Origin of the sequence: Nonomuraea sp. NPDC001831 (genome assembly GCF_042892035.1) — a bacterium.
In the GTDB taxonomy this organism is placed as follows: Bacteria; Actinomycetota; Actinomycetes; order Streptosporangiales; family Streptosporangiaceae; genus Nonomuraea.
This window is the reverse complement of record NZ_JBIATU010000001.1, coordinates 298337-315758: the sequence shown is the minus strand read 5'-3', so window position 1 is coordinate 315758 and position 17422 is coordinate 298337. Positions and strand designations below refer to the sequence as shown.

Annotated in this window: 16 protein-coding genes; 9 read left to right on the top strand and 7 right to left on the bottom strand. The window is 71.1% G+C overall.

Going from position 1 to position 17422, the window contains the following annotated elements:
* The 3 genes from ngcE to ACFYYW_RS01420 are packed head-to-tail and all read left to right on the top strand — an operon-like array spanning position 1 to position 3215.
* Positions 1 to 1389 (top strand): N-acetylglucosamine/diacetylchitobiose ABC transporter substrate-binding protein, encoded by a 1389-nt coding sequence (gene ngcE / locus ACFYYW_RS01430; protein WP_387643669.1) that lies wholly within the window; start codon positions 1 to 3, stop codon positions 1387 to 1389.
* Positions 1390 to 1401: 12 nt separating this feature from the next.
* Positions 1402 to 2313, top strand: a complete 912-nt coding sequence (locus tag ACFYYW_RS01425; protein ID WP_357708169.1) for a sugar ABC transporter permease — start codon at positions 1402 to 1404, stop codon at positions 2311 to 2313.
* Positions 2313 to 3215: a carbohydrate ABC transporter permease gene (locus ACFYYW_RS01420; RefSeq protein ID WP_387643665.1), complete on the top strand. Its 903-nt coding sequence runs from the start codon at positions 2313 to 2315 to the stop codon at positions 3213 to 3215. Before ACFYYW_RS01425 ends, ACFYYW_RS01420 begins: the two co-directional genes overlap by 1 nt.
* A gap of 39 nt (positions 3216 to 3254) precedes the next feature.
* On the opposite strand, the gene ACFYYW_RS01415 is transcribed toward ACFYYW_RS01420, so the two are convergent.
* On the bottom strand, positions 3255 to 4271 hold the full coding sequence (locus ACFYYW_RS01415; protein ID WP_387643662.1) for a LacI family DNA-binding transcriptional regulator: 1017 nt from the start codon (positions 4269 to 4271) through the stop codon (positions 3255 to 3257).
* A gap of 65 nt (positions 4272 to 4336) precedes the next feature.
* On the opposite strand from ACFYYW_RS01415, the gene ACFYYW_RS01410 reads away from it, so the two are divergent.
* Positions 4337 to 5599, top strand: coding sequence for an MFS transporter (locus tag ACFYYW_RS01410; RefSeq protein ID WP_387643660.1), 1263 nt, complete (start codon positions 4337 to 4339; stop codon positions 5597 to 5599).
* Here the strand turns inward: ACFYYW_RS01410 and ACFYYW_RS01405 are convergent.
* The 3 genes from ACFYYW_RS01405 to ACFYYW_RS01395 all read right to left on the bottom strand — a co-directional run bounded on the left by ACFYYW_RS01405 (position 5550) and on the right by ACFYYW_RS01395 (position 8362).
* Positions 5550 to 6542, bottom strand: a complete 993-nt coding sequence (locus tag ACFYYW_RS01405) for a CU044_5270 family protein (protein WP_387643657.1) — start codon at positions 6540 to 6542, stop codon at positions 5550 to 5552. The genes ACFYYW_RS01410 and ACFYYW_RS01405 overlap by 50 nt on opposite strands.
* Positions 6539 to 7069 (bottom strand): RNA polymerase sigma factor, encoded by a 531-nt coding sequence (locus tag ACFYYW_RS01400; protein WP_387643655.1) that lies wholly within the window; start codon positions 7067 to 7069, stop codon positions 6539 to 6541. The genes ACFYYW_RS01405 and ACFYYW_RS01400 overlap by 4 nt, the downstream gene beginning before the upstream one ends.
* 177 nt (positions 7070 to 7246) lie before the next feature.
* Positions 7247 to 8362 (bottom strand): ROK family protein, encoded by a 1116-nt coding sequence (locus tag ACFYYW_RS01395; RefSeq protein WP_387643653.1) that lies wholly within the window; start codon positions 8360 to 8362, stop codon positions 7247 to 7249.
* A gap of 99 nt (positions 8363 to 8461) precedes the next feature.
* Between ACFYYW_RS01395 and ACFYYW_RS01390 the strand changes: the two genes are divergently transcribed.
* The 4 genes from ACFYYW_RS01390 to ACFYYW_RS01375 are packed head-to-tail and all read left to right on the top strand — an operon-like array spanning position 8462 to position 12713.
* Complete coding sequence (locus tag ACFYYW_RS01390) at positions 8462 to 9715, top strand: ABC transporter substrate-binding protein (RefSeq protein WP_387643651.1); 1254 nt, start codon at positions 8462 to 8464, stop codon at positions 9713 to 9715.
* The gene (locus ACFYYW_RS01385) at positions 9712 to 10548 is read left to right on the top strand and encodes a carbohydrate ABC transporter permease (protein WP_387643648.1); all 837 of its coding nucleotides are present in this window, start codon (positions 9712 to 9714) and stop codon (positions 10546 to 10548) included. Before ACFYYW_RS01390 ends, ACFYYW_RS01385 begins: the two co-directional genes overlap by 4 nt.
* Positions 10538 to 11359, top strand: a complete 822-nt coding sequence (locus ACFYYW_RS01380; RefSeq protein ID WP_387643645.1) for a carbohydrate ABC transporter permease — start codon at positions 10538 to 10540, stop codon at positions 11357 to 11359. The genes ACFYYW_RS01385 and ACFYYW_RS01380 overlap by 11 nt, the downstream gene beginning before the upstream one ends.
* Before the next feature lie 10 nt (positions 11360 to 11369).
* The gene (locus ACFYYW_RS01375; protein WP_387643642.1) at positions 11370 to 12713 is read left to right on the top strand and encodes an alpha-L-fucosidase; all 1344 of its coding nucleotides are present in this window, start codon (positions 11370 to 11372) and stop codon (positions 12711 to 12713) included.
* A gap of 204 nt (positions 12714 to 12917) precedes the next feature.
* Here ACFYYW_RS01375 and ACFYYW_RS01370 read toward each other — a convergent pair whose 3' ends face one another.
* Positions 12918 to 13424, bottom strand: coding sequence for a GNAT family N-acetyltransferase (locus ACFYYW_RS01370; protein ID WP_387643640.1), 507 nt, complete (start codon positions 13422 to 13424; stop codon positions 12918 to 12920).
* Between the two features lie 361 nt (positions 13425 to 13785).
* Between ACFYYW_RS01370 and ACFYYW_RS01365 the strand changes: the two genes are divergently transcribed.
* Positions 13786 to 15405, top strand: a complete 1620-nt coding sequence (locus ACFYYW_RS01365; protein ID WP_387643637.1) for a PHP domain-containing protein — start codon at positions 13786 to 13788, stop codon at positions 15403 to 15405.
* A 38-nt stretch (positions 15406 to 15443) separates the two neighbouring features.
* Here the strand turns inward: ACFYYW_RS01365 and ACFYYW_RS01360 are convergent, their stop codons facing one another.
* Positions 15444 to 16157: a response regulator gene (locus tag ACFYYW_RS01360; RefSeq protein ID WP_387643634.1), complete on the bottom strand. Its 714-nt coding sequence runs from the start codon at positions 16155 to 16157 to the stop codon at positions 15444 to 15446.
* A complete protein-coding gene (locus ACFYYW_RS01355) occupies positions 16154 to 17407 on the bottom strand; it encodes a sensor histidine kinase (protein WP_387643631.1) in 1254 nt (417 codons plus the stop codon). Before ACFYYW_RS01355 ends, ACFYYW_RS01360 begins: the two co-directional genes overlap by 4 nt.
* Between the last annotated feature and the right edge of the window lie 15 nt (positions 17408 to 17422).

Genomic DNA, 17422 nt, shown 5'->3' with positions numbered 1-17422 from the left:
ATGAACGACCGTCCGTCGCAGCCCAGCCCGACCCGCCGTTCGGTCCTGGCGTTCATGACCCTGGCCCCGGTGGCGGGCGCGCTGGCCGCGTGCGCCACGCCGGGCGGGCGCCAGGCCCCCGCCGCGACCCCGACGGGACGCGCCGTCGCGGGCAACCCGTTCGGGGTCGCGTCAGACGCGCCCGTGGAGATCGTCGTCTTCGACGGCGGCTACGGCCAGACCTACATCAAGCGCCCGATCGAGCTGTACCGCAGCAAGCACCCCCAGGCGGACATCAAGCAGTCGGCGACCCAGCAGATCCAGCAGAGTCTGCAGCCCCGCTTCGTCGCCAAGAACCCGCCGGACGTGGTGAACAACTCCGGCTCCAACGCCATCGACTACGGCGCGCTCGTCGGCGACAAGGCTCTCCTGCCGCTCGCGCCGCTGCTGGCGGCCCCCTCGTGGAGCGCTCCAGACGTGACCGTGGCCGACACCCTGCGGCCCGGCGTGGTCGAGGTGGGCACGCACGGCGGCGAGTTCCTGGTGCTCAACATCTCCTACGGCGCCTACGGCGCGTGGCACAGCTCGTCGCTGTTCAAGGAGAAGGGCTGGACCTACCCCCAGACCTGGGACGCCTACCTCGACCTGTGCGAGAAGATGGCCACCGCGGGCATCGCGCCCTGGGTCTACCCCGGCCAGTTCCCGTACTACATGTTCTGGTGGCTCGCTTCGATGATCTACAAGGTGGCCGGCAAGGAGGTCGTCGAGAAGATCAACAACATGGAGAAGGACGCCTGGACCGACGAGCGGGCCGTGGCCGCGCTGAAGGCGTTCGAGGCCGTCCCCGCCAACGGCTGGGTGCTGAAGGGCAGCTCCGGGCTCAACCACACCGACGCCCAGATGCAGTTCCTCCAGGGCAAGGCCGGGTTCGTGCCGGGCGGTTCGTGGCTGGAGAAGGAGATGGGCGACAGCGTCCCGGCCGGCTTCGACATGTCGATCTGCCGGGTCCCGTCGATCACCGCCGCCGACGACCGGCCGTTCGGCGCGCTGTGCGCCAAGGCGGGCGAGCCGTACGTCATCCCGCGCGACGCCGCCAACACCGCCGGCGGCCTGGAGTTCCTGCGGGCGATGCTGGCCGACGACAGCGCCGCCGGCTTCATCGCCCAGGCCGGCACCCTGTCGGCCAACCGCAGGGCCGAGCTGCCCGGGGACGCCAAGCACGGGCTCGTGTCGATCAACGCCGCGCTGGCCGAGGCCGGCGACAACGTCTTCGGGGTCAAGCTCGACACCCGCAACAGCCGCCTGTGGAACGACATCGCCAAGGTGATGGGCCGCTTCATGAACGGCGACGTCAAGGCCGCCCAGCTCGCCACGGAGGCCCAGCGCCTCACCGACGCGGCCCGGCGCTGAGGCGGACGATCCATGCGCAACCGGCACCAGAGCCGCATCATCATCGGCTTCCTGGCCGCGCCCGTCCTCCTCTACACGGTGTTCGTGGCCTCGCCCTACGTCCAGGCGTTCTACATCGCCCTGACCGACTGGCGGGGCCTGTCGGCCGAGCTCGGCTTCGTCGGGCTCGGCAACTTCGCCGAACTGGCCGGCGACCCGGTGTTCTGGAAGGCCCTCGGCAACAACGTGATCCTCCTGGTGACGCTGCCACTCGTCACCATCGGGCTGGCGTTGTTCCTGGCCTTCATGCTCAACGTCGCGGGCGGCCCCCGGGGCGGGGAGATCCGGGGCGTCAGGGGCGCCGCCTTCTACCGCGTCGTCTACTTCTTCCCGTACGTGTTGTCGATCGCGATCATCGGCGTGTTGTGGATGAACGTCTACAACCCGATCAACGGCCTGCTCAACGGCGCGCTGCGGGCCGTCGGCCTCGGCGGGGTGCAGCCGTCGTGGCTCGGCGACGAACGGCTGGCCTTCTGGGCCGTGCTCGCCGTGCTGGTCTGGAACGGCGTCGGCTTCTACGTCGTGCTGTTCACCGCCGGCATCAAGGCCATCCCCGCCTCGCTGCTGGAGGCCGCGGTGCTCGACGGCGCCTCCAGGACGCAGGTCTTCTTCCGCATCACGATCCCGCTGATCTGGGAGAACATCAGGACGGCCGCCGTCTACCTGGGGATCGCCGCCCTTGACGCCTTCGCCGTCGTGCAGATCATGACCGGCGGCGGGCCGAACGACTCCACCCAGGTCGGCTCGTTCTACCTCTACCAGAACGCGTTCTCCTACGGCCGGTTCGGCTACGCCTCGGCGATGGGCGTCGTGCTCTTCGGCGTCACCCTGGCCCTGTCCGCGTTCACGCTTTCCGCGACCCGCCGAGAGAGGATCGAATTCTGATGGCCATCGCCACGCATGAGCGGGTGAGCGGGCGGACGGCCGCGGCCCCGCGCGGGCCCCGGTCCGGGCGGCGCGGTTCCGTCGGCCCGACGGTCGCCGTCGCGCAGGCGTTCCTCGTCCTGTGGGCCGTGGTGTCGATCCTGCCGCTGGTCTGGGCGGTCGTCAGCGCCTTCAAGTCCGATCCCGAGATCGTCGCGGACGCGTGGTCGCTGCCCGGAGCCCTGCGCTGGGAGAACTTCGCCCGCGCCTGGGAGACCGCCTCGATCGGGACGTACTTCGGCAACACGGTCGTCGTGGTCGGCGGCGGCGTCGCGCTGACGCTGCTGCTGTCGTCCATGGGCGCCTACATCTTCGCCCGCTTCGAGTTCCGGCTCAAGAACGCCCTGTACTACTTCTTCATCGCCGGGATGACCTTCCCCGTCTTCATGGCGCTGGTCCCGCTGTTCTTCGTCGTCCAGAACCTCGGGCTCGGCAACTCGCTGGCCGGGCTCATCCTCGTGTACACGGCGTACTCGCTGCCGTTCTCGATGTTCTTCCTGGTGGCCTTCTTCCGGACGCTGCCCGAGGAGGTCGCCGAGGCCGCCAAGCTCGACGGGTGCGGCGAGGCGCGCATCTTCTTCCGGGTCATGTTGCCGCTGGCCCGGCCGGGGCTCATCAGCGTCGGGATCTTCAACTTCATCGGCCAGTGGAACCAGTACCTGATCCCCCTGGTCCTGGTCAGCGACGACGACAAGTTCGTCCTGTCGCAGGGGCTGGCCAACCTGGCGGTCGAGCAGGGTTACGCCGGTGACCGGTCGGGGCTGTTCGCGGGCCTGACGATCGCCATGGCGCCGATCCTCATCGTCTACGCCCTCCTCCAGGGCCGGATCCAGGCGGGCATGACGGCGGGCGCGCTGAAGTGACCCGCGCTCTCAGTCGCGGGAGCGCGCCCTTGAGCGTGGTCATCGCCGGGTGGACTCGCGCAGGACCAGGCGCCATTCGATCGGACCGGTTGCCGCTTCCTCGCCCAGGACCAGCTGCGCGCAGCGGGCTCCCTGGGCACGCAGGTCCTGCGCGACGGTCGTCAGCCCGGCGGCGGCGGCCGCGTCGGTGCCGTCCCAGCCGGTGACGGCGAGGTCGCCGGGGATGGCGAGACCGGCACGGGCGGCCGCTCGCAGCAGGCCCAGGGCGAGCTCGTCGCTCATGGCCATGACGGCGTCCGGCGCGTCCGGCCCCGTCAGGAACGCCGTGGCCAGGGAGTCGGCCTCGCGCGCGTTGTTGCGTGCGCACACCGCGACCCGCACCTGCGACCAGCGGCCGCCGGCCGCCTCCCAGGCGTCACGGACCCCGCGCAGGCGCTCACGGGTCACGCGGAAAGTCGCCTCGGCCGGATCCAGCCCGTGGTGGACCCCCGGCGTCCTGGCGCGATCGAGCGGGAAGCTGAGCACCATCGGCCGCCGGGCGCCGGCGAGGGCCTCGGCGGCGACGGCGCGGGCTGCGGCACGGTCGTCGATGGCCACGATCGGCAGGTCCCGGTGGTGTGGTCCGCCGTGCACGACGGCGGGCAGAGCGGTGGCGGCCACCGCTTGCAGCACGGGGTCGTCGTCGCTGGTCGTCCAGACGACGAAACCGTCGACCGCGGCCTCGGCGACCCGGTCGGTGTCCGAGGGCGCCCCGGTGATGGGCACGATCGTGAGCCCCAGGCCGTGACTGGCGCAGACCTCGGCGACGCCGGCCAGGAACCGGGTGGCCTGGGGGTCCTCGAAGGCGTAGGTGAGGTGCTCGCCGAGCACCACCCCGAGGCTGCCGGTCCGTCCCCGGCGCAGTGAGCGGGCGCCCGGATGAGGGCCGGGGTATCCCAGGCGGGCGGCGGCTTCGCGGACCCTGGCCCGGGTGCGGTCGGAGACGCGGTCAGGCTGGGCGTAGGCGTAGGAGACGGTCATCACCGAGACCTTCGCCGCGCGGGCCACCTCCGCCATGGTCGGACGGGGCCGAGAAGGGTCTTTGGCCATGCCTCACCCTATCTTGTGTATCGTTACACAGCATGTGTATCGATACACGGGCCCGCGCCGGTCACGGTCACCTCCGAGCCTGGGTGCCGTACGCGGGATTCACCGTCTTCGGCGCGTTCTGGGGCGTGTGGGGGGCGTCCGTGCCCGCCATTCGCGACCAGGCCGGGCTGACCGATGGCCAACTCGGCACGGCGCTGCTGTTCATCGCCGTCGGCGCCCTGCCCGCGATGCCTCTGGCGGGCCGGGCCGTGGACCGGTGGGGGCATCGTGTCACGGCGATCACGCTCACCTCGCTCGGCCTCGCCGGCATCGCCGTGGCCGTCACCGCTCACGACCTGCTTGCCTCATCCGTGGGACTGGCGGTTCTGGGCGCGTCGTCCGGCGCCGCGGACGTGACGATCAACGCGGCGGCCGGCTCCGTCGAACGGGCCACTGGCCGTCCGGTCATCACCAGGGCGCACGGCTTCTTCTCCTTGGCCGTGGTCGCGGCGAGCCTCGTCACCGGCCTGCTGAACGCCGCCGGCCTGCCCGTGGTCGTGACGTACGTGCTGGTCCTGCTCGCCGCCGGCGCTGTGAGCGCCGCCCTCGTCACCGGCGACCGCGCGCGGCCTGATGCCGGCCGTCACGATCACGACCGTACCTCGGCCGCGCGGAGCCGGCCGGGTCTGCGCGCTCATCTGCCGCTCCTGCTGGTCGCGGGCGGACTCGGCGCGCTCGGATTCGCCGTCGAGAACGCCCACCAGAGCTGGAGCGCCGTCTACCTCGCCGATGCCGTGCACGCCGGACCCGCGCTGGTCGGCGCCGGACCCGCGGTCTTCGCACTCGCCGTCTCGCTCACCCGCTTCGCGATCAGCGCGGTGCAGGCCCGGCGCGCGTGGATCGTCCTCACCGCCGGCGCGGTGATCTCCGCGGCGGGGACGTCCCTGCTCGCCCTCACCGCGTCTCTCCCTCTGGCTCTGCTCGGGCTGGCCCTGGCCGCCGTCGGCACCGCCGTGCTCTTCCCCACCGTGCTCGCCCTGGCCACCGCCAACGTCCCCGGCGCGGCCCGCGGCGCCGCCACCTCGGTCGTGTCCACCTCGGCCTATCTCGGCTACCTCGCCGGGCCGGTGTACGTGGGGCACTGGGCGCAGGCGTCCGGGCTGCCGGGCGCCATGCTGGCCGTGGCGGCACTCGCCGCGGCCTTGGCGCTGCTGGCGTGGCCCGCGCTCAGAGCCGTCGTCCCCTCCCCCGCCCGGCAGGCAGAGGTCATGGCCGCTCCCCGGCCTGGTCCACGACGCCGATCGCGACGCGGGTGAAGACCGACCAAGTCGTGCCCTTCTCGACGCTCCACTCCAGATGAGGAGGAACGGGAACCAACTCGCCGTCCTTCAACGTGGACATGAGGATCCCGTCCGGCTTGGGGTAACGCTCCTCGTGGTCGGTGATCGCAGTCTCCCGCCGCGCCCGGTAGGCGTAGGTCACGGGGTCCAGGAGGATTTCGACCTTGCGCCAGCCTTCGGCGACTTGAGAGATCGACAGCGCCGGACGTCCCTCGGTGTCGGTCGCCCGCTCGTCCACCGTCACCCCCGGCAGCTTGGCCATCGCCCGGAAGATCGCGGCCTCGTGCTCCGGCGGGACGAGGTTCTGGCTGAGGGTCACGGCCAAGCGCAGGAAGATCCACTCGTCGTCGACCGAGTGGCCTGCAGCCTGATAGAGCTCATCGTATGCGGCCAGGAGCGCGTCAGGGTCGGTGGGCAGCGAGGCCAGCAGCGCGTAGGTGTTCTCCGGCGTCCGCTCACCGGGATCGGAGGTCGTCAGCTTGCCCCTCACCAAATAGCCGACCCTCCTGCCGTCGGCCCGGATCCAGAACGGTTCGACCGTCTCCGGCGGCGGCGTCTGCGGGGTGAGCCGTTCACCCTGGCCGACCCGCTTGCCCTGATCCGCGACACGGCTCTCGGTGTAGATCCACTGGTCGCCGCGGGGCGGCGTGAACTCCTTCTCCTGTACGGCCGCCGCGATCCTGGTCAGCACCACCTGAGCGTGGGCGGCGGGCAGCGTGCGCTCTCCCTGGAACACGCTCACCCCGGTCGTGACGATCACGGCGGAGGCGGCCACCGCCAGCGCCCGGATCGCCCATCGGCGCCTGGAGCGTGGTCGGCGGGCGCGGGCCAGAAGAGCCGCCCGGGCTGCGGCTTGGGCGTCGGGGGCCGGCGGCGCCGGGTGCGCCCAGTCCTCGCGCAGCCTCTCGAGGTCGTTCATGATCCGTCCCTTTCGAGTGCGGCCTGGATTCTTCTGCGGGCCCGGTGCAGCCGTGAGCGGGCCGTTCCGGCCGGGATGCCGAGGGCGCTGCCCGCTTCCTCCGAGGTCAGCTCCGCCCAGGCGACCAGGAGCAGCACATCCCGATCGCGATCGGCGATCCCGGCGAGCGCCTCGGCGAGCCGGCGCGTGCGGGCTCCCGCGTCGACGGCCACGGCGACCCGGTCGGCGTGGTCCTCCACGGGGCTGTCGGCGCCCGCCTTGGCCTGGGCCCGGTACTGGCGCACTTCGGCGCGATGATGGCGGGCGATGAGGTTGGAGGCGATGCCGTACAACCAGGGCCGCGCGTCGGCGCGGGAGACGTCGTAGCCTGCCCGTTTGTCGAAGGCGATGAGGAACGTCTCCGCGGCGACGTCGTCGGCCAGGCCCGCGCCCAGTCTGCGTGCGGCATAGCCGTGGATCTCGGGGTAGTAGCGGTCAAATATGGCGGAGAAGCGCTCAGGCTCCCGCCGGGACTGTTCAATGATCACGGCGTCCGCTGCTTGGTCCGGCAGCGCGCGTGACATCGAGGTCACCTCTCGATCCCTGGGTTCACACCCGTTCTTCACCGATCCGGAGACAGGTGTTCACGACGTCCGTCCGAGCGAGAAGGGGCGCGGTGATTCCGGTGCGCCCATGGTCACCGCTCTCGATGAGGGCGTTGCCGGTCAGCGGGCGGCGACCGTGGCCGACAGGGCCAGGGTGGCGGCGCCTCGGGCGTGGCCGCTGTCGTCCCAGGGGCGGACCATGATCTCCACTCCCGACAGCACGCCGCTCTCCACCGCCGGCCGGAACCCGGGCTCCAGATACGGCCACAACACGTGGCTCTCGCCGATCACCGCCAGCGCCCGTACGGCCAGGACGTTCACCACGCCCGCGGCCGCCCTCCCGAGCGCCGCCCCCGCCTCGGCCATCAGGTCGCGCACGCCCGGCACGTCCTCGGCGGCCAGCCGGGGCAGCTCGGCCACCGGCACCGGCGCCGGCGTCAGCCCGCGCTCGTACGCGCGGGCGGCCAGGGCGTAGTCGGCCGCGTAGGACTCCAGGCAGCCGCGCCGCCCGCACACGCAGGGCGGCCCCTGCGGGTCGATCGGCACGTGCCCGAACTCGCCCGCGACGCCGTCGGGCCCGCGATGGATGCGCCGCCCGAGCACGATGCCCATGCCGATGCCGCCGCCGACGGCCAGCACCAGGAAGTCGTCGTGGTCGCAGCCGGCGCCGAACAGCAGCTCGGCGCTGGTGCTGGCGCGGGTGTCGTTGTCGATGAGGACGGGGACCGGCAGGCGTTCGGCCAGCAGGGGCCGCAGCGGCAGATCCGACCAGCCCAGGTGCGGCGAGATGCGCACGATCCCCCTGGCCTGGTCGATCACGCCGGGGACGGCCAGGCCGATGCCGCGCACCCGGCCGCCGGCGACGGGGTCGGCCAGCTCGCGGGCGCACACGGCGGCGAGCTGCCCGACGGGGTCGGCGCCGGGGTCGAAGGGCACCGTGAAGCGGCGCGCCTCGCTGCCGTTGAGCCGCATGAGCACGCCGACCACGTGCGTGTGGTGCACCCGCAGGCCGAGCGTGTACGCGGCGTCCGGCACCAGCTCAAGGGGCACTTTCGGGCGACCGCGCCCGGCCGCCTGCGGCGCCAGCTCGCGTACGTAGCCGAGCTCGATGAGGCGCCGGGTGTGCTCGGTCACGGTCGCCGCGCCGAGCCCCAGCCTGAGGGCGAGCTGCGTGCGGTTGAGCGGTCCGGACCCGAGCGTCGTCAGGATCTCCGTCCTGGCCGGGTCCTCGCGCATCCGCGGTCCTCCCTCTTGACGTGTGTTCCGGAGCAAGCCTATGGTTCCGCATCATAATAAATTCGACCCCGAAAAATATACCTTGACGGAGGTCCCCCCATGAAGGCACTCCTGGCCGCGGGGCTCGTACTCCTCGCCGGCGTCACCGCGTGCGGCGGCGGCGGGGCGGGCACGGCGGGCGGCGCCAAGCAGGACGACGGTACGGTCACCCTCGACTGGGAGATGTGGGCGGGCAGCGAGGAGGAGAAGGCCCAGCTCGACCACCTGGCCAAGCTGGTCACCCAGCAGGACCCGAAGATCAGGATCAACCTGCGGACCGCGCCCTTCAACGCCTACTTCACCAAGCTGCAGACCGAGTTCGCCGCGGGCGAGCAGCCATGCGTGGTCTCCATGCAGAGCCTGCGCCTGGGCGCCTACGCCGATCTCCTCGAACCCCTCACCGCTCCCGAAGGCTTCGCCCCCGCGGCGCTGGACGCGCTGAAGATGAACGGCCGGCAACTGGCCCTCCCCTACGACCTGGGCCCGATGCTCCTCTACTACAACAAGGACGCCTTCGCCAAGGCCGGCCTGGCCGAGCCCAAGCCCGGCTGGACCACCGCCGACTTCGAGCAGGCCGCCAGGAAGCTGACCACCGGCGGCAAGTACGGGTTCGGCATGTCCTTCTCCGACCTGCACCTGCTGTCGATGCTGCTGTCCTACAACGGCGCCAAGCCGGTCACCGACGACGTGAAGCTGCAGCTCGACAGCGAGCCCATGGTCGCGGCCACCACCTGGTACGCGGGCCTGGCCGGGAACAAGGCGGCCAGCGTGCCGGCCGGGTCGGCGGAGCTGGGCTGGGGCGAGACGCAGTTCGTCAACGGCAACGCCATGATGGCGGTCGACGGCTCCTGGAACATCGGATCCACGATCAAGACCGCCAAGTTCCGGGTGGGCGTCGCGCAGCTTCCCGCCGGGTCCGGGGGCGCGAAGACGTACGTGGCCAACTCCGGGTTCGGGGTGGCCAAGGGCTGCCCGTACAAGGAGCAGGCGGTCAAGGCGGTCTCCGTGCTCAGCGGCAAGCAGGCGCAGGCATACCTGGCCGGTGAGGGGCGCGGCTTCCCGGCGATGACCTCCGAGCAGTCGGCGTACGAGAACTTCCTGGTCGGCAAGAACCAGGACAAGGCCGACGACGTGCGGGCGGCGGTGTCGGCGGTCAAGGAGGCGGTGGCCGGCGGCGTGCCGCTGTTCACCACCAAGAACTGGGACGACGTCACCAAGCTCATGGCCCAGCACCTGCTCCAGGTCTACACCGGCGCGAGCGGCGCCAAGGAGGCGCTCGCCACCATCCAGCAGCAGGGGGCGCGCGGGCAGTGAGGTCACGAGAGCAGTGGAGCGCGCTGGGGTTCGCCACGCCCAGCGTGCTCGGCCTCGGGTTGTTCACCCTGTTCCCGGTCGGCATGGCCGTGGTGATGAGCTTCTTCGACTGGCCGATGCTGGGCGGGAGCAGCTTCATCGGCCTGGAGAACTTCCGCTACCTGTTCGGCGAGGACCCGGCCTTCCTGTCCGCGCTGCGCAACACGTTCGTCTTCACCGGCCTGTACGTGCCGCTCAACATCGTGCTGGCGCTGGCGCTGGCGTTCTGGATCAGCAGGTCGCGGTGGCAGAACCTGTGGCGGGTGTTGTTCTTCATTCCGGCGATCACCCCGATGGTGGCCAACGCGGTCATCTGGAAGCTGCTGTTCCAGATGGTCGGCACCGAGCCGAACCTGCTCGCCGACGGGCGCACCGCGCTGGTGTCGGTGGTGGCCATGAGCGTCTGGCAGGGGTTCGGGTACAACCTGATCGTCTTCTCCGCGGCGATCAACGAGATGTCGCCCTCGGTCCTGGAGGCGGCCTCGCTCGACGGTGCCACGGGGCTGCGCAGGCTGGTCAGCGTGCAGCTCCCGCTGATCTCGCCGGCGCTGTTCTTCGCCACGACGATGACGGTGATCAACTCGTTGCAGGTGTTCACGCAGCCGTACATCCTGACGGCCGGCGGACCGGGCAACGCCACGGAGACGCTCGTCATGACCGTCTACCAGGCCGGGTTCCAGTCGCGCGAGCTCGGGCTGGCGGCGGCGGGCGCGTGGGTGCTGTTCGCGATCATCCTGCTCGTGACCGCCGCGCAGTTCCTCGGGCAGAGGCGGTGGGTGCACTATGAGAGTTAGATCCGTCGTCTCCCACGTGCTGCTGGCCGCGGTGACGCTGGCCTTCCTCTATCCGCTGATCTTCGCGGTGGCCACCGCGCTGAAGCCGGCGGGCGAGACGTTCAGCGATCCCGGGTCGCTGATCGGCTCGCGGATCCGGTGGCAGAACTTCGGCGACGTGTTCACGTACGTGCCGTTCCAGCGCTACATCCTCAACGGCGTGCTGGTGGCGGGCGTGGGCACGCTGGTCGTGCTGGCCGCCTCCGCCCTGTCCGCCTACGCCTTCGCCTCGCTGCGCTGGCGCGGCCGGGACGGCGTCTTCCTGCTGTTCCTGGCCACGCTGATGGTGCCGCAGGAGGTGCTGGTCGTGCCCATGTTCATCCTCATGCAGAAGTTCGGCTGGGTGGACAGCTACCAGTCGCTGATCTTCCCATGGGCCTTCACCGCGTTCGGCACGTTCCTGCTGCGGCAGTTCTTCCGCTCGGTGCCGCGCGAGATGCAGGAGGCGGCGCGCATCGACAGCGCGAGCGAGGCGCGGATCTTCCTGTCCATCATGCTGCCGCTGGCCAGGCCCGCGCTCGGGGTGCTGGCCGTGTTCACCTTCATCAACTACTGGAACAGCTTCCTGTGGCCGCTGATCATGGTCAACGACGTGACCGAGCGCGGCACCGTGCCGCTCGGCCTGCAGCTGTTCTTCGGCCAGAACGGCAACCAGTGGCATCTGGTGATGGCCGCCTCCATCGTGTCCATCCTGCCGACGCTGCTGCTCCTCCTCGCCCTTCAGAAGCATCTGGTCAAGGGCATCGCCACCGCCGGTCTCGCCGGCCGCTGAAAGGACCATAGTGCTGTTTTTCGACCGCCGTGTAGGCCCCGACCTGGGCGCCGACTACCCGGCGAGGGACGTGCCCGACTGGTACAGGGACGCCAAGTTCGGCGTCTTCGTCCACTGGGGGCTGTACTCGGTGCCCGCGTGGGCGACCGCCCGGCTGCCCGGCGAGCACGTGCCCGTGGAACTGGAGTTCAGCCACCACCAGTACGCCGAATGGCACGCCAACACCGTCCGCATCCCCGGCTCGCCCGCCCGCGCCTTCCACGAGCGGGAGTACGGGGTCGGCACCCCGTACGAGGACCTCGCCGACTCCTGGCGGGCGGAGGCGTTCGACCCGGCGGCCTGGATGCGACTGATCGCGGGGTCCGGCGCGCGCTACGTCGTGCCCACGGCCAAGCACCACGACGGGTTCTGCCTGTGGGACACCGCCACCACGGCCTTCAGCAGCGCGCGCCGCGGCCCCCGCCGCGACCTGATCGCCGAGCTGGACCGCGCCGCCCGAGCGGCGGGCCTGCGGTTCGGCCTGTACTACTCGGGGGCGCTGGACTGGCACGTGTCCGACTTCCCGCCGATCCAGTCGATGACGGACCTGTTCACGCTGCGCCGCAACGACGAGGCGTTCGCGCGCTACTGCTTCGAGCAGGCCATGGAGCTGATCGACCGGCACTCCCCCGACGTGTTGTGGAACGACATCGACTGGCCCGACTCGGGCAAGGCGGCCGGGCCGTACAGTTTGCAGGCGCTGTTCGAGCACTACTACGAGCGGGTGCCCGAGGGCATCGTGAACGACCGCTGGGGCGTGCCGCACCTGGGCTCGCGCACCCGCGAGTACGTCTCCGAGCAGCAGACCTCCCCGTGGGTGTGGGAGGCCACGCGCGGGCTCGGCCAGTCGTTCGGCTTCAACCGGGCCGAGGACGAGCGCCACCTCGTCCGGCCGGACGAGCTCGTCCACCTGCTGGTCGACACCGTCGCCAAGAACGGCAACCTGCTGCTCAACATCGGGCCGCGGGCCGACGGCTCGTTGCCGGAGTCCCAGGTCGAACGGCTGCGCCACCTGGGCGCCTGGCTGGCGGCCCACGGCGAGGCGATCTACGGCACCCGGCCGTGGGTCCGGCACGCCGAGCCCGTCGGCGACCCGGTCCGCTACACCGCCGCCCCCGACGGCGCCCTCCACGTGATCGCCCTGGACCCGGCCGCGGGACGGCTGACACTCGCCGGCGACCTGGTCGAGCGGGCGCGGGCCGGAGCCACCTGGGGTGACGGCCCAGCCGCGGTGGATCGTTCCGGCGGGGTCGTCGTCCCCGAGGCGTTGCGCGGGCTGCCGGCCGCCGTCCTCAGGCTGGCGCCCGGCGCCTGAGCGGGGGACGCGAACTCGTGGGCCGCGGCGCGCCATCGGCGTGGAAGGCAGACGGCACGGGAGAAAGGGGGCGGCCGGCGCGGCAGTCCCGGCGCTCGCCGGGCAGGCCGGTCCACCGCCCCCCCGTCGCGCAACCGCCGCCTGCCTGCCCCCCGCGCACGTGCGGCCACCGTCTGATGCGTGCCCCTGCTGGTCAGGCGTGTATCAGCTTCCGGGATTTCCTTTTCGAGGATCGTGCACGTCACCGGACGCTTCGGTGTGCCCCGTCCGCAGGCGGAGTTCCAGGACCTCCTCCCTGCCGAAGACCTGCCCGGTGGGGACGAACCCGGCAGAGGTGTAGAGCGCCCTGGCCGCGATGTTGTCGCCACGCACTCCCAGCCGCAGCACCGGCACGTCGAACGCGTCCCGCACGTGGGCGATGACCTGCTGGAGGGCCGCTCGGCCCAGCCCCTTCCCCTGGTGATCCTTGTCGATCATCAAGCGATAGAGCCAGATCTGGCCGTCATCGGGATCAGGGCCGTACATCGCGAAGCCCACGGCGCGCTCGTCGTGCATCACCGCACGGGTCACGAAGCCCGGCAGGAACCGGCTCTCCGCGATCGAGTACAGGTTCGACGCAATGAGATCAGCCTGGTCGTCAGCCACCCTCAGCTCGGCCACCGCTTCCCAGGTCTCCCGGCACAGGTCGTCAAGGCGCACATGAATCGACATGGGTCCTCTCTATCGGATCATCGTGCGGACCGTCATGCGAATATGCCTGCGACCAGGCACGGGTGCCCCTTGCGCGAATCGCCGCACGTCACGCCCGGATGTCGGACGAACTGACCGCCCCAAGAGGTGGGAGGCCCGGCAGCGCAGAGGCGCCCCGTACAGCGCGACAGGTGGCTCGCCGGAGCCTTCCGCCGTTCGGCAAGAAGTCGCCCAGCATTCGCTTCCTCTCCATGCAAGCCGTCACGCTCCTCTGCGAGCGTGACGAAGGGCCGCAGGTCACCTGTTCCGCCCCATTTCGTGCGAAAGCTCATGGGCCACCCGAGAACGACGCACCAGGTATTCCAGATGAAAGGTATGTCCCATGTGCCGCACCCATGCACACTCCCACAGCGCGCCGGAAGGAACGGCTGCGTTCGCCGACCTGTCCGTCTCAGAGACCGAACTGTCGCCCGCCGACCTCGGCCGGCGGCGCTTTCTGCTGAACAGTGGGCTGCTCGGCCTGAGCAGTCTCGGCGTCACCGCTCTGGGAGGGCTGACCACGCGTCCCGCCGCCGCAACCAGCGGAGGCTCCCGCGCGCTGCACTGGCTGGCCGGCGACCATCATGTTCATACGCAGTACAGCTACGACGGCATGTACACCATTGAGCAGCAGGCCGCGGGCGCTCTCAAGCACGGCCTGGACTGGCTGGTCATCACCGACCACGGGCACGCCGCGCACGAGAAGTTCGCGGTCGAGTCCACCTATGCCGACATCGTCACCTCCCGGGCCAGGCACCCTGAGCTGCTGTTGTGGCAGGGGCTCGAGTGGAACGTCCCGGGAGGCGAGCACGCCACGGTGTTCTTCGACGGTGCTCGCGACGAGATCCAACTGCTGCGCGCGTTCGAGCGGCTCTTCGACTCCAGGATCAACGGCACCGGCGCCGGCACCCCGGCGAACGAGGCCAAGGCGCTGGAGGCGCTCGCCTGGCTCGGGACCGCGCTGCGCACGGGTTCGGCGAGTTCCGCGCTGTTCCTGATCAACCACGTGATGCGGCGCGGCCGGTACTCCCCGCGTGACCTGCGCACCTACCGCGACACGGCGCCGAACATCGCCGTCGGCATGGAGGGCGCGCCTGGCGCCCAGAACGAGCCCAGGGCCCGCGGCGACTTCAACAACACCGCCGACCCCGACTCCTGGGCCGGCTGGCGGCCGGAGCACTACCCGACGTACGGCGGCTTCGACTCCATGACCGGAATCCTGGGCGGCATGTGGGACTCGATGCTCGCCGAGGGCAAGGGCTGGTGGATCACCGCCAACTCCGACGGCCACTTCTACAACGGCGACACGACCGTCGAGCCCTCCCGGCCCGCTGACTGGTACGACCAGCACGGCAGATACCCCGATCCCATCGACGGCGGCGTCCCGCTGCGGCACGCCGACTTCTGGCCCGGCCAGTTCAGCCGCACGGTTGTGGGGGCGACCTCACGCAGCTATGGCGCGGTCATGGAGGCGATCAGGGCCGGGCGATCCTGGGTGTCGATGGGCGGGCTCATCGACGGGCTGCACGTCGACGCGCACGCCCCCGGCAACGCCCCGGCCACCTTCGGCGGACGGCTGTCGGTGCGGCGCGGCGACGACGTCACCATCACCATTTCCGTCGATCTCGCCGGCCGTCCCAACGCCAATGAAGAGATCCCCCGGCTCGCCCGCCTGGATCTGATCCGCGGTGCGATCACCGGACCGGCCGCCGACCCCGACGTCTTCACCACCCCGGACGTGAGCGTGGTCGAGTCGTTCACGCCGAAGGGCAAGGGCCGGGTCGCCCAGTTCCACTACAAGTTCCGCGACGTGCGCGAGCCGTTCTACTTCCGGCTGCGTGGCACCGACGGCAGGCGCAGCGCTCCCGGCGGGATGGAGCCGGCCGCGGACACGGGCCGCAATGAGAACCCCTGGCACGACCTCTGGTGCTACACCAATCCCACCTTCGTGGAACTGACGTAGAACGAGTCCGTGCTCCCGAACCGGTGAGGTGCCGGGCATCAAGTGCGGTATCCGGCTCCGGGGACGACCAAGCCGGTCTCGTATGCGACGACCACGGCTTGGGCGCGGCTGGACAGCTTGAGCTTGGTCATGAGGCGGCCCAGGTGGGATTTGACGGTGGCCTCGGCGATGTTCAGGCGGGTGGCGATCTGCTGGTTGGTCAGGCCCCGCCCGACCAGGTGGAGCACGGCGGTCTCCTGGCTGGTGAGCCGGGCGAGTTCCTCGGGCCGGCGCCGGTCGGGTTCGGGCGCGGCGACGAAATGGTCGACCAGGCGCCGGGTGACGCTGGGCGCCAGCAGCACCTCGCCGCGGGCGACCGTGGCGATCGCGGCCAGCATCTGGTCGGCGGGGGTGTCCTTGAGCAGAAATCCCGAGGCGCCGGCGCGCAGGGCGGCGAAGACGTGTTCGTCCAGGTCGAAGGTGGTCAGGATGAGGATCTTCGGCGCCGGGCCGGCGGCGTGGGCGAGGATGTGGCGCGTGGCGGCGACGCCGTCCAGGCCGGGCATGCGGATGTCCATCAGGATGACGTCCAGGGCGGTCGCCGCGGCCTGGGCGATGGCTTCGTGGCCGTCGGCGGCCTCGCCGACGACCGCGAGAGCGGCGTCGGTGCGGAGGAGAGCGACCAGGCCCGCGCGGACCAGGGCCTGGTCGTCGACGACCAGGACGCGGATGGTCCCGCGGCCGGTGTCGGGGCCGGTGTGGGGGCCGGTCATCGGGGCGCCCCAGGGCGTGGTGCGCTCTGCTGCGGGTGGGCCGTGGCGAACGCGGGCTCGGCGAGCGGGGAGGCGGGCTCGGCGAGTGGGGAGGCGGGCAGGTGCGCGGTCACGGTGAAGCCGCCGTCCGCACGCGGGCCGGCGGTGAGGGTGCCGCCGTAGAGGGTGGCTCGTTCGCGCATGCCGATCAGGCCGTGCCCGTCGGAGCTGTACCCGGTGGTGGCCGGGCCGTCGTCGGCGACCTGCAGCGTGACCGCGGCGGGCTGGTAGGTCAGGGTAAGGGTCACGTCGGCGTGTGGGGCGTGTTTGAGCACGTTGGTCAATGACTCCTGGGTGATGCGGTACAGGCACCGGTCCACACCGGGCGGCAGCGGGCGTACCTGACCGGAGGTCTCCCGCCGGATCGACAGGCCGGACAGGCGGGAGCGTTCCAGCAGCGTGTCCAGCTGGGCCAGCCCCGGCTGCGGGGCGTAGGAGTCCTCGACGGTGTCGGACGTGAGGCGCAGGACCGACAACATGTTCCGGAGCTCGGCCAGCGCCTCGCGGGTGGTGACGGCGATCGCGGTGAACGCCTCGCGTGCGGCGTCGGGCTCGGTGTCGATCAGGCGGCCGCCGGCACCGGAGTGGATCGAGACGACCGACAGGTGGTGGGCGACCACGTCGTGCAGTTCCCTGGCGACGCGCACACGTTCTTCGGCGACCGCTCGCAGGGCCTTCTCCTCGCGTTCGATCTCCAGGTGGCGGGCGTGCTCGACGAGGTCCTGATGGCGCAGCCGGCGGCTGCGCACCCCCTCCCCGATGGCCCAGGCCGCGCCGAGCTGAAGCGCGTTCTCGACCAGGCTCTTGACGATCGCGAAGGTCAGCCCGGACCTGACGAGGTCGGGAACGAGGATGCCCGCCATCAACGCCAGGGCCAGGACGCCGTCGCGGTGGCCCTCCCGGCGGTAGGCCGCGACGGTGTAGAGGCTGACCAGCACCGGCGGGGCCTGGAATCCGTTGGGGTAACCGGCCAGGCCGCAGCCGATGAGGCCCGCCGTGATCACCGCGAGGACGGGGACGGGGTGGCGCCTGCGCAGCACCAGCGGCGCGCTGGTGAGCACCGCCAGCAGGTACGCCAGCACGACCGGGTCATGGGCGGACAAGGCGGCCTGCGTCACCGCCAGCGCGGTCGACACACCGGCCAGCAGGCTGTCGGCGACCATCACCGGCAAGCCGCGCCACCAGCGGCCCCATCGTCGCACCACGTTCATGAGACGAAGGTAGCC

What these genes read in the sequence shown, in the direction of transcription:
- ngcE (WP_387643669.1), top strand. Translation starts at nt 1, where the DNA reads ATGAACGACCGTCCGTCGCAGCCCAGCCCGACCCGCCGTTCGGTCCTG.
- ACFYYW_RS01425 (WP_357708169.1), top strand. Translation starts at nt 1,402, where the DNA reads ATGCGCAACCGGCACCAGAGCCGCATCATCATCGGCTTCCTGGCCGCG.
- ACFYYW_RS01420 (WP_387643665.1), top strand. Translation starts at nt 2,313, where the DNA reads ATGGCCATCGCCACGCATGAGCGGGTGAGCGGGCGGACGGCCGCGGCC.
- ACFYYW_RS01415 (WP_387643662.1), bottom strand. Translation starts at nt 4,271, where the DNA reads ATGGCGGAGGTGGCCCGCGCGGCGAAGGTCTCGGTGATGACCGTCTCC.
- ACFYYW_RS01410 (WP_387643660.1), top strand. Translation starts at nt 4,337, where the DNA reads ATGTGTATCGATACACGGGCCCGCGCCGGTCACGGTCACCTCCGAGCC.
- ACFYYW_RS01405 (WP_387643657.1), bottom strand. Translation starts at nt 6,542, where the DNA reads ATGAACGACCTCGAGAGGCTGCGCGAGGACTGGGCGCACCCGGCGCCG.
- ACFYYW_RS01395 (WP_387643653.1), bottom strand. Translation starts at nt 8,362, where the DNA reads ATGCGCGAGGACCCGGCCAGGACGGAGATCCTGACGACGCTCGGGTCC.
- ACFYYW_RS01390 (WP_387643651.1), top strand. Translation starts at nt 8,462, where the DNA reads ATGAAGGCACTCCTGGCCGCGGGGCTCGTACTCCTCGCCGGCGTCACC.
- ACFYYW_RS01380 (WP_387643645.1), top strand. Translation starts at nt 10,538, where the DNA reads ATGAGAGTTAGATCCGTCGTCTCCCACGTGCTGCTGGCCGCGGTGACG.
- ACFYYW_RS01370 (WP_387643640.1), bottom strand. Translation starts at nt 13,424, where the DNA reads ATGTCGATTCATGTGCGCCTTGACGACCTGTGCCGGGAGACCTGGGAA.
- ACFYYW_RS01365 (WP_387643637.1), top strand. Translation starts at nt 13,786, where the DNA reads ATGTGCCGCACCCATGCACACTCCCACAGCGCGCCGGAAGGAACGGCT.
- ACFYYW_RS01360 (WP_387643634.1), bottom strand. Translation starts at nt 16,157, where the DNA reads ATGACCGGCCCCCACACCGGCCCCGACACCGGCCGCGGGACCATCCGC.
- ACFYYW_RS01355 (WP_387643631.1), bottom strand. Translation starts at nt 17,407, where the DNA reads ATGAACGTGGTGCGACGATGGGGCCGCTGGTGGCGCGGCTTGCCGGTG.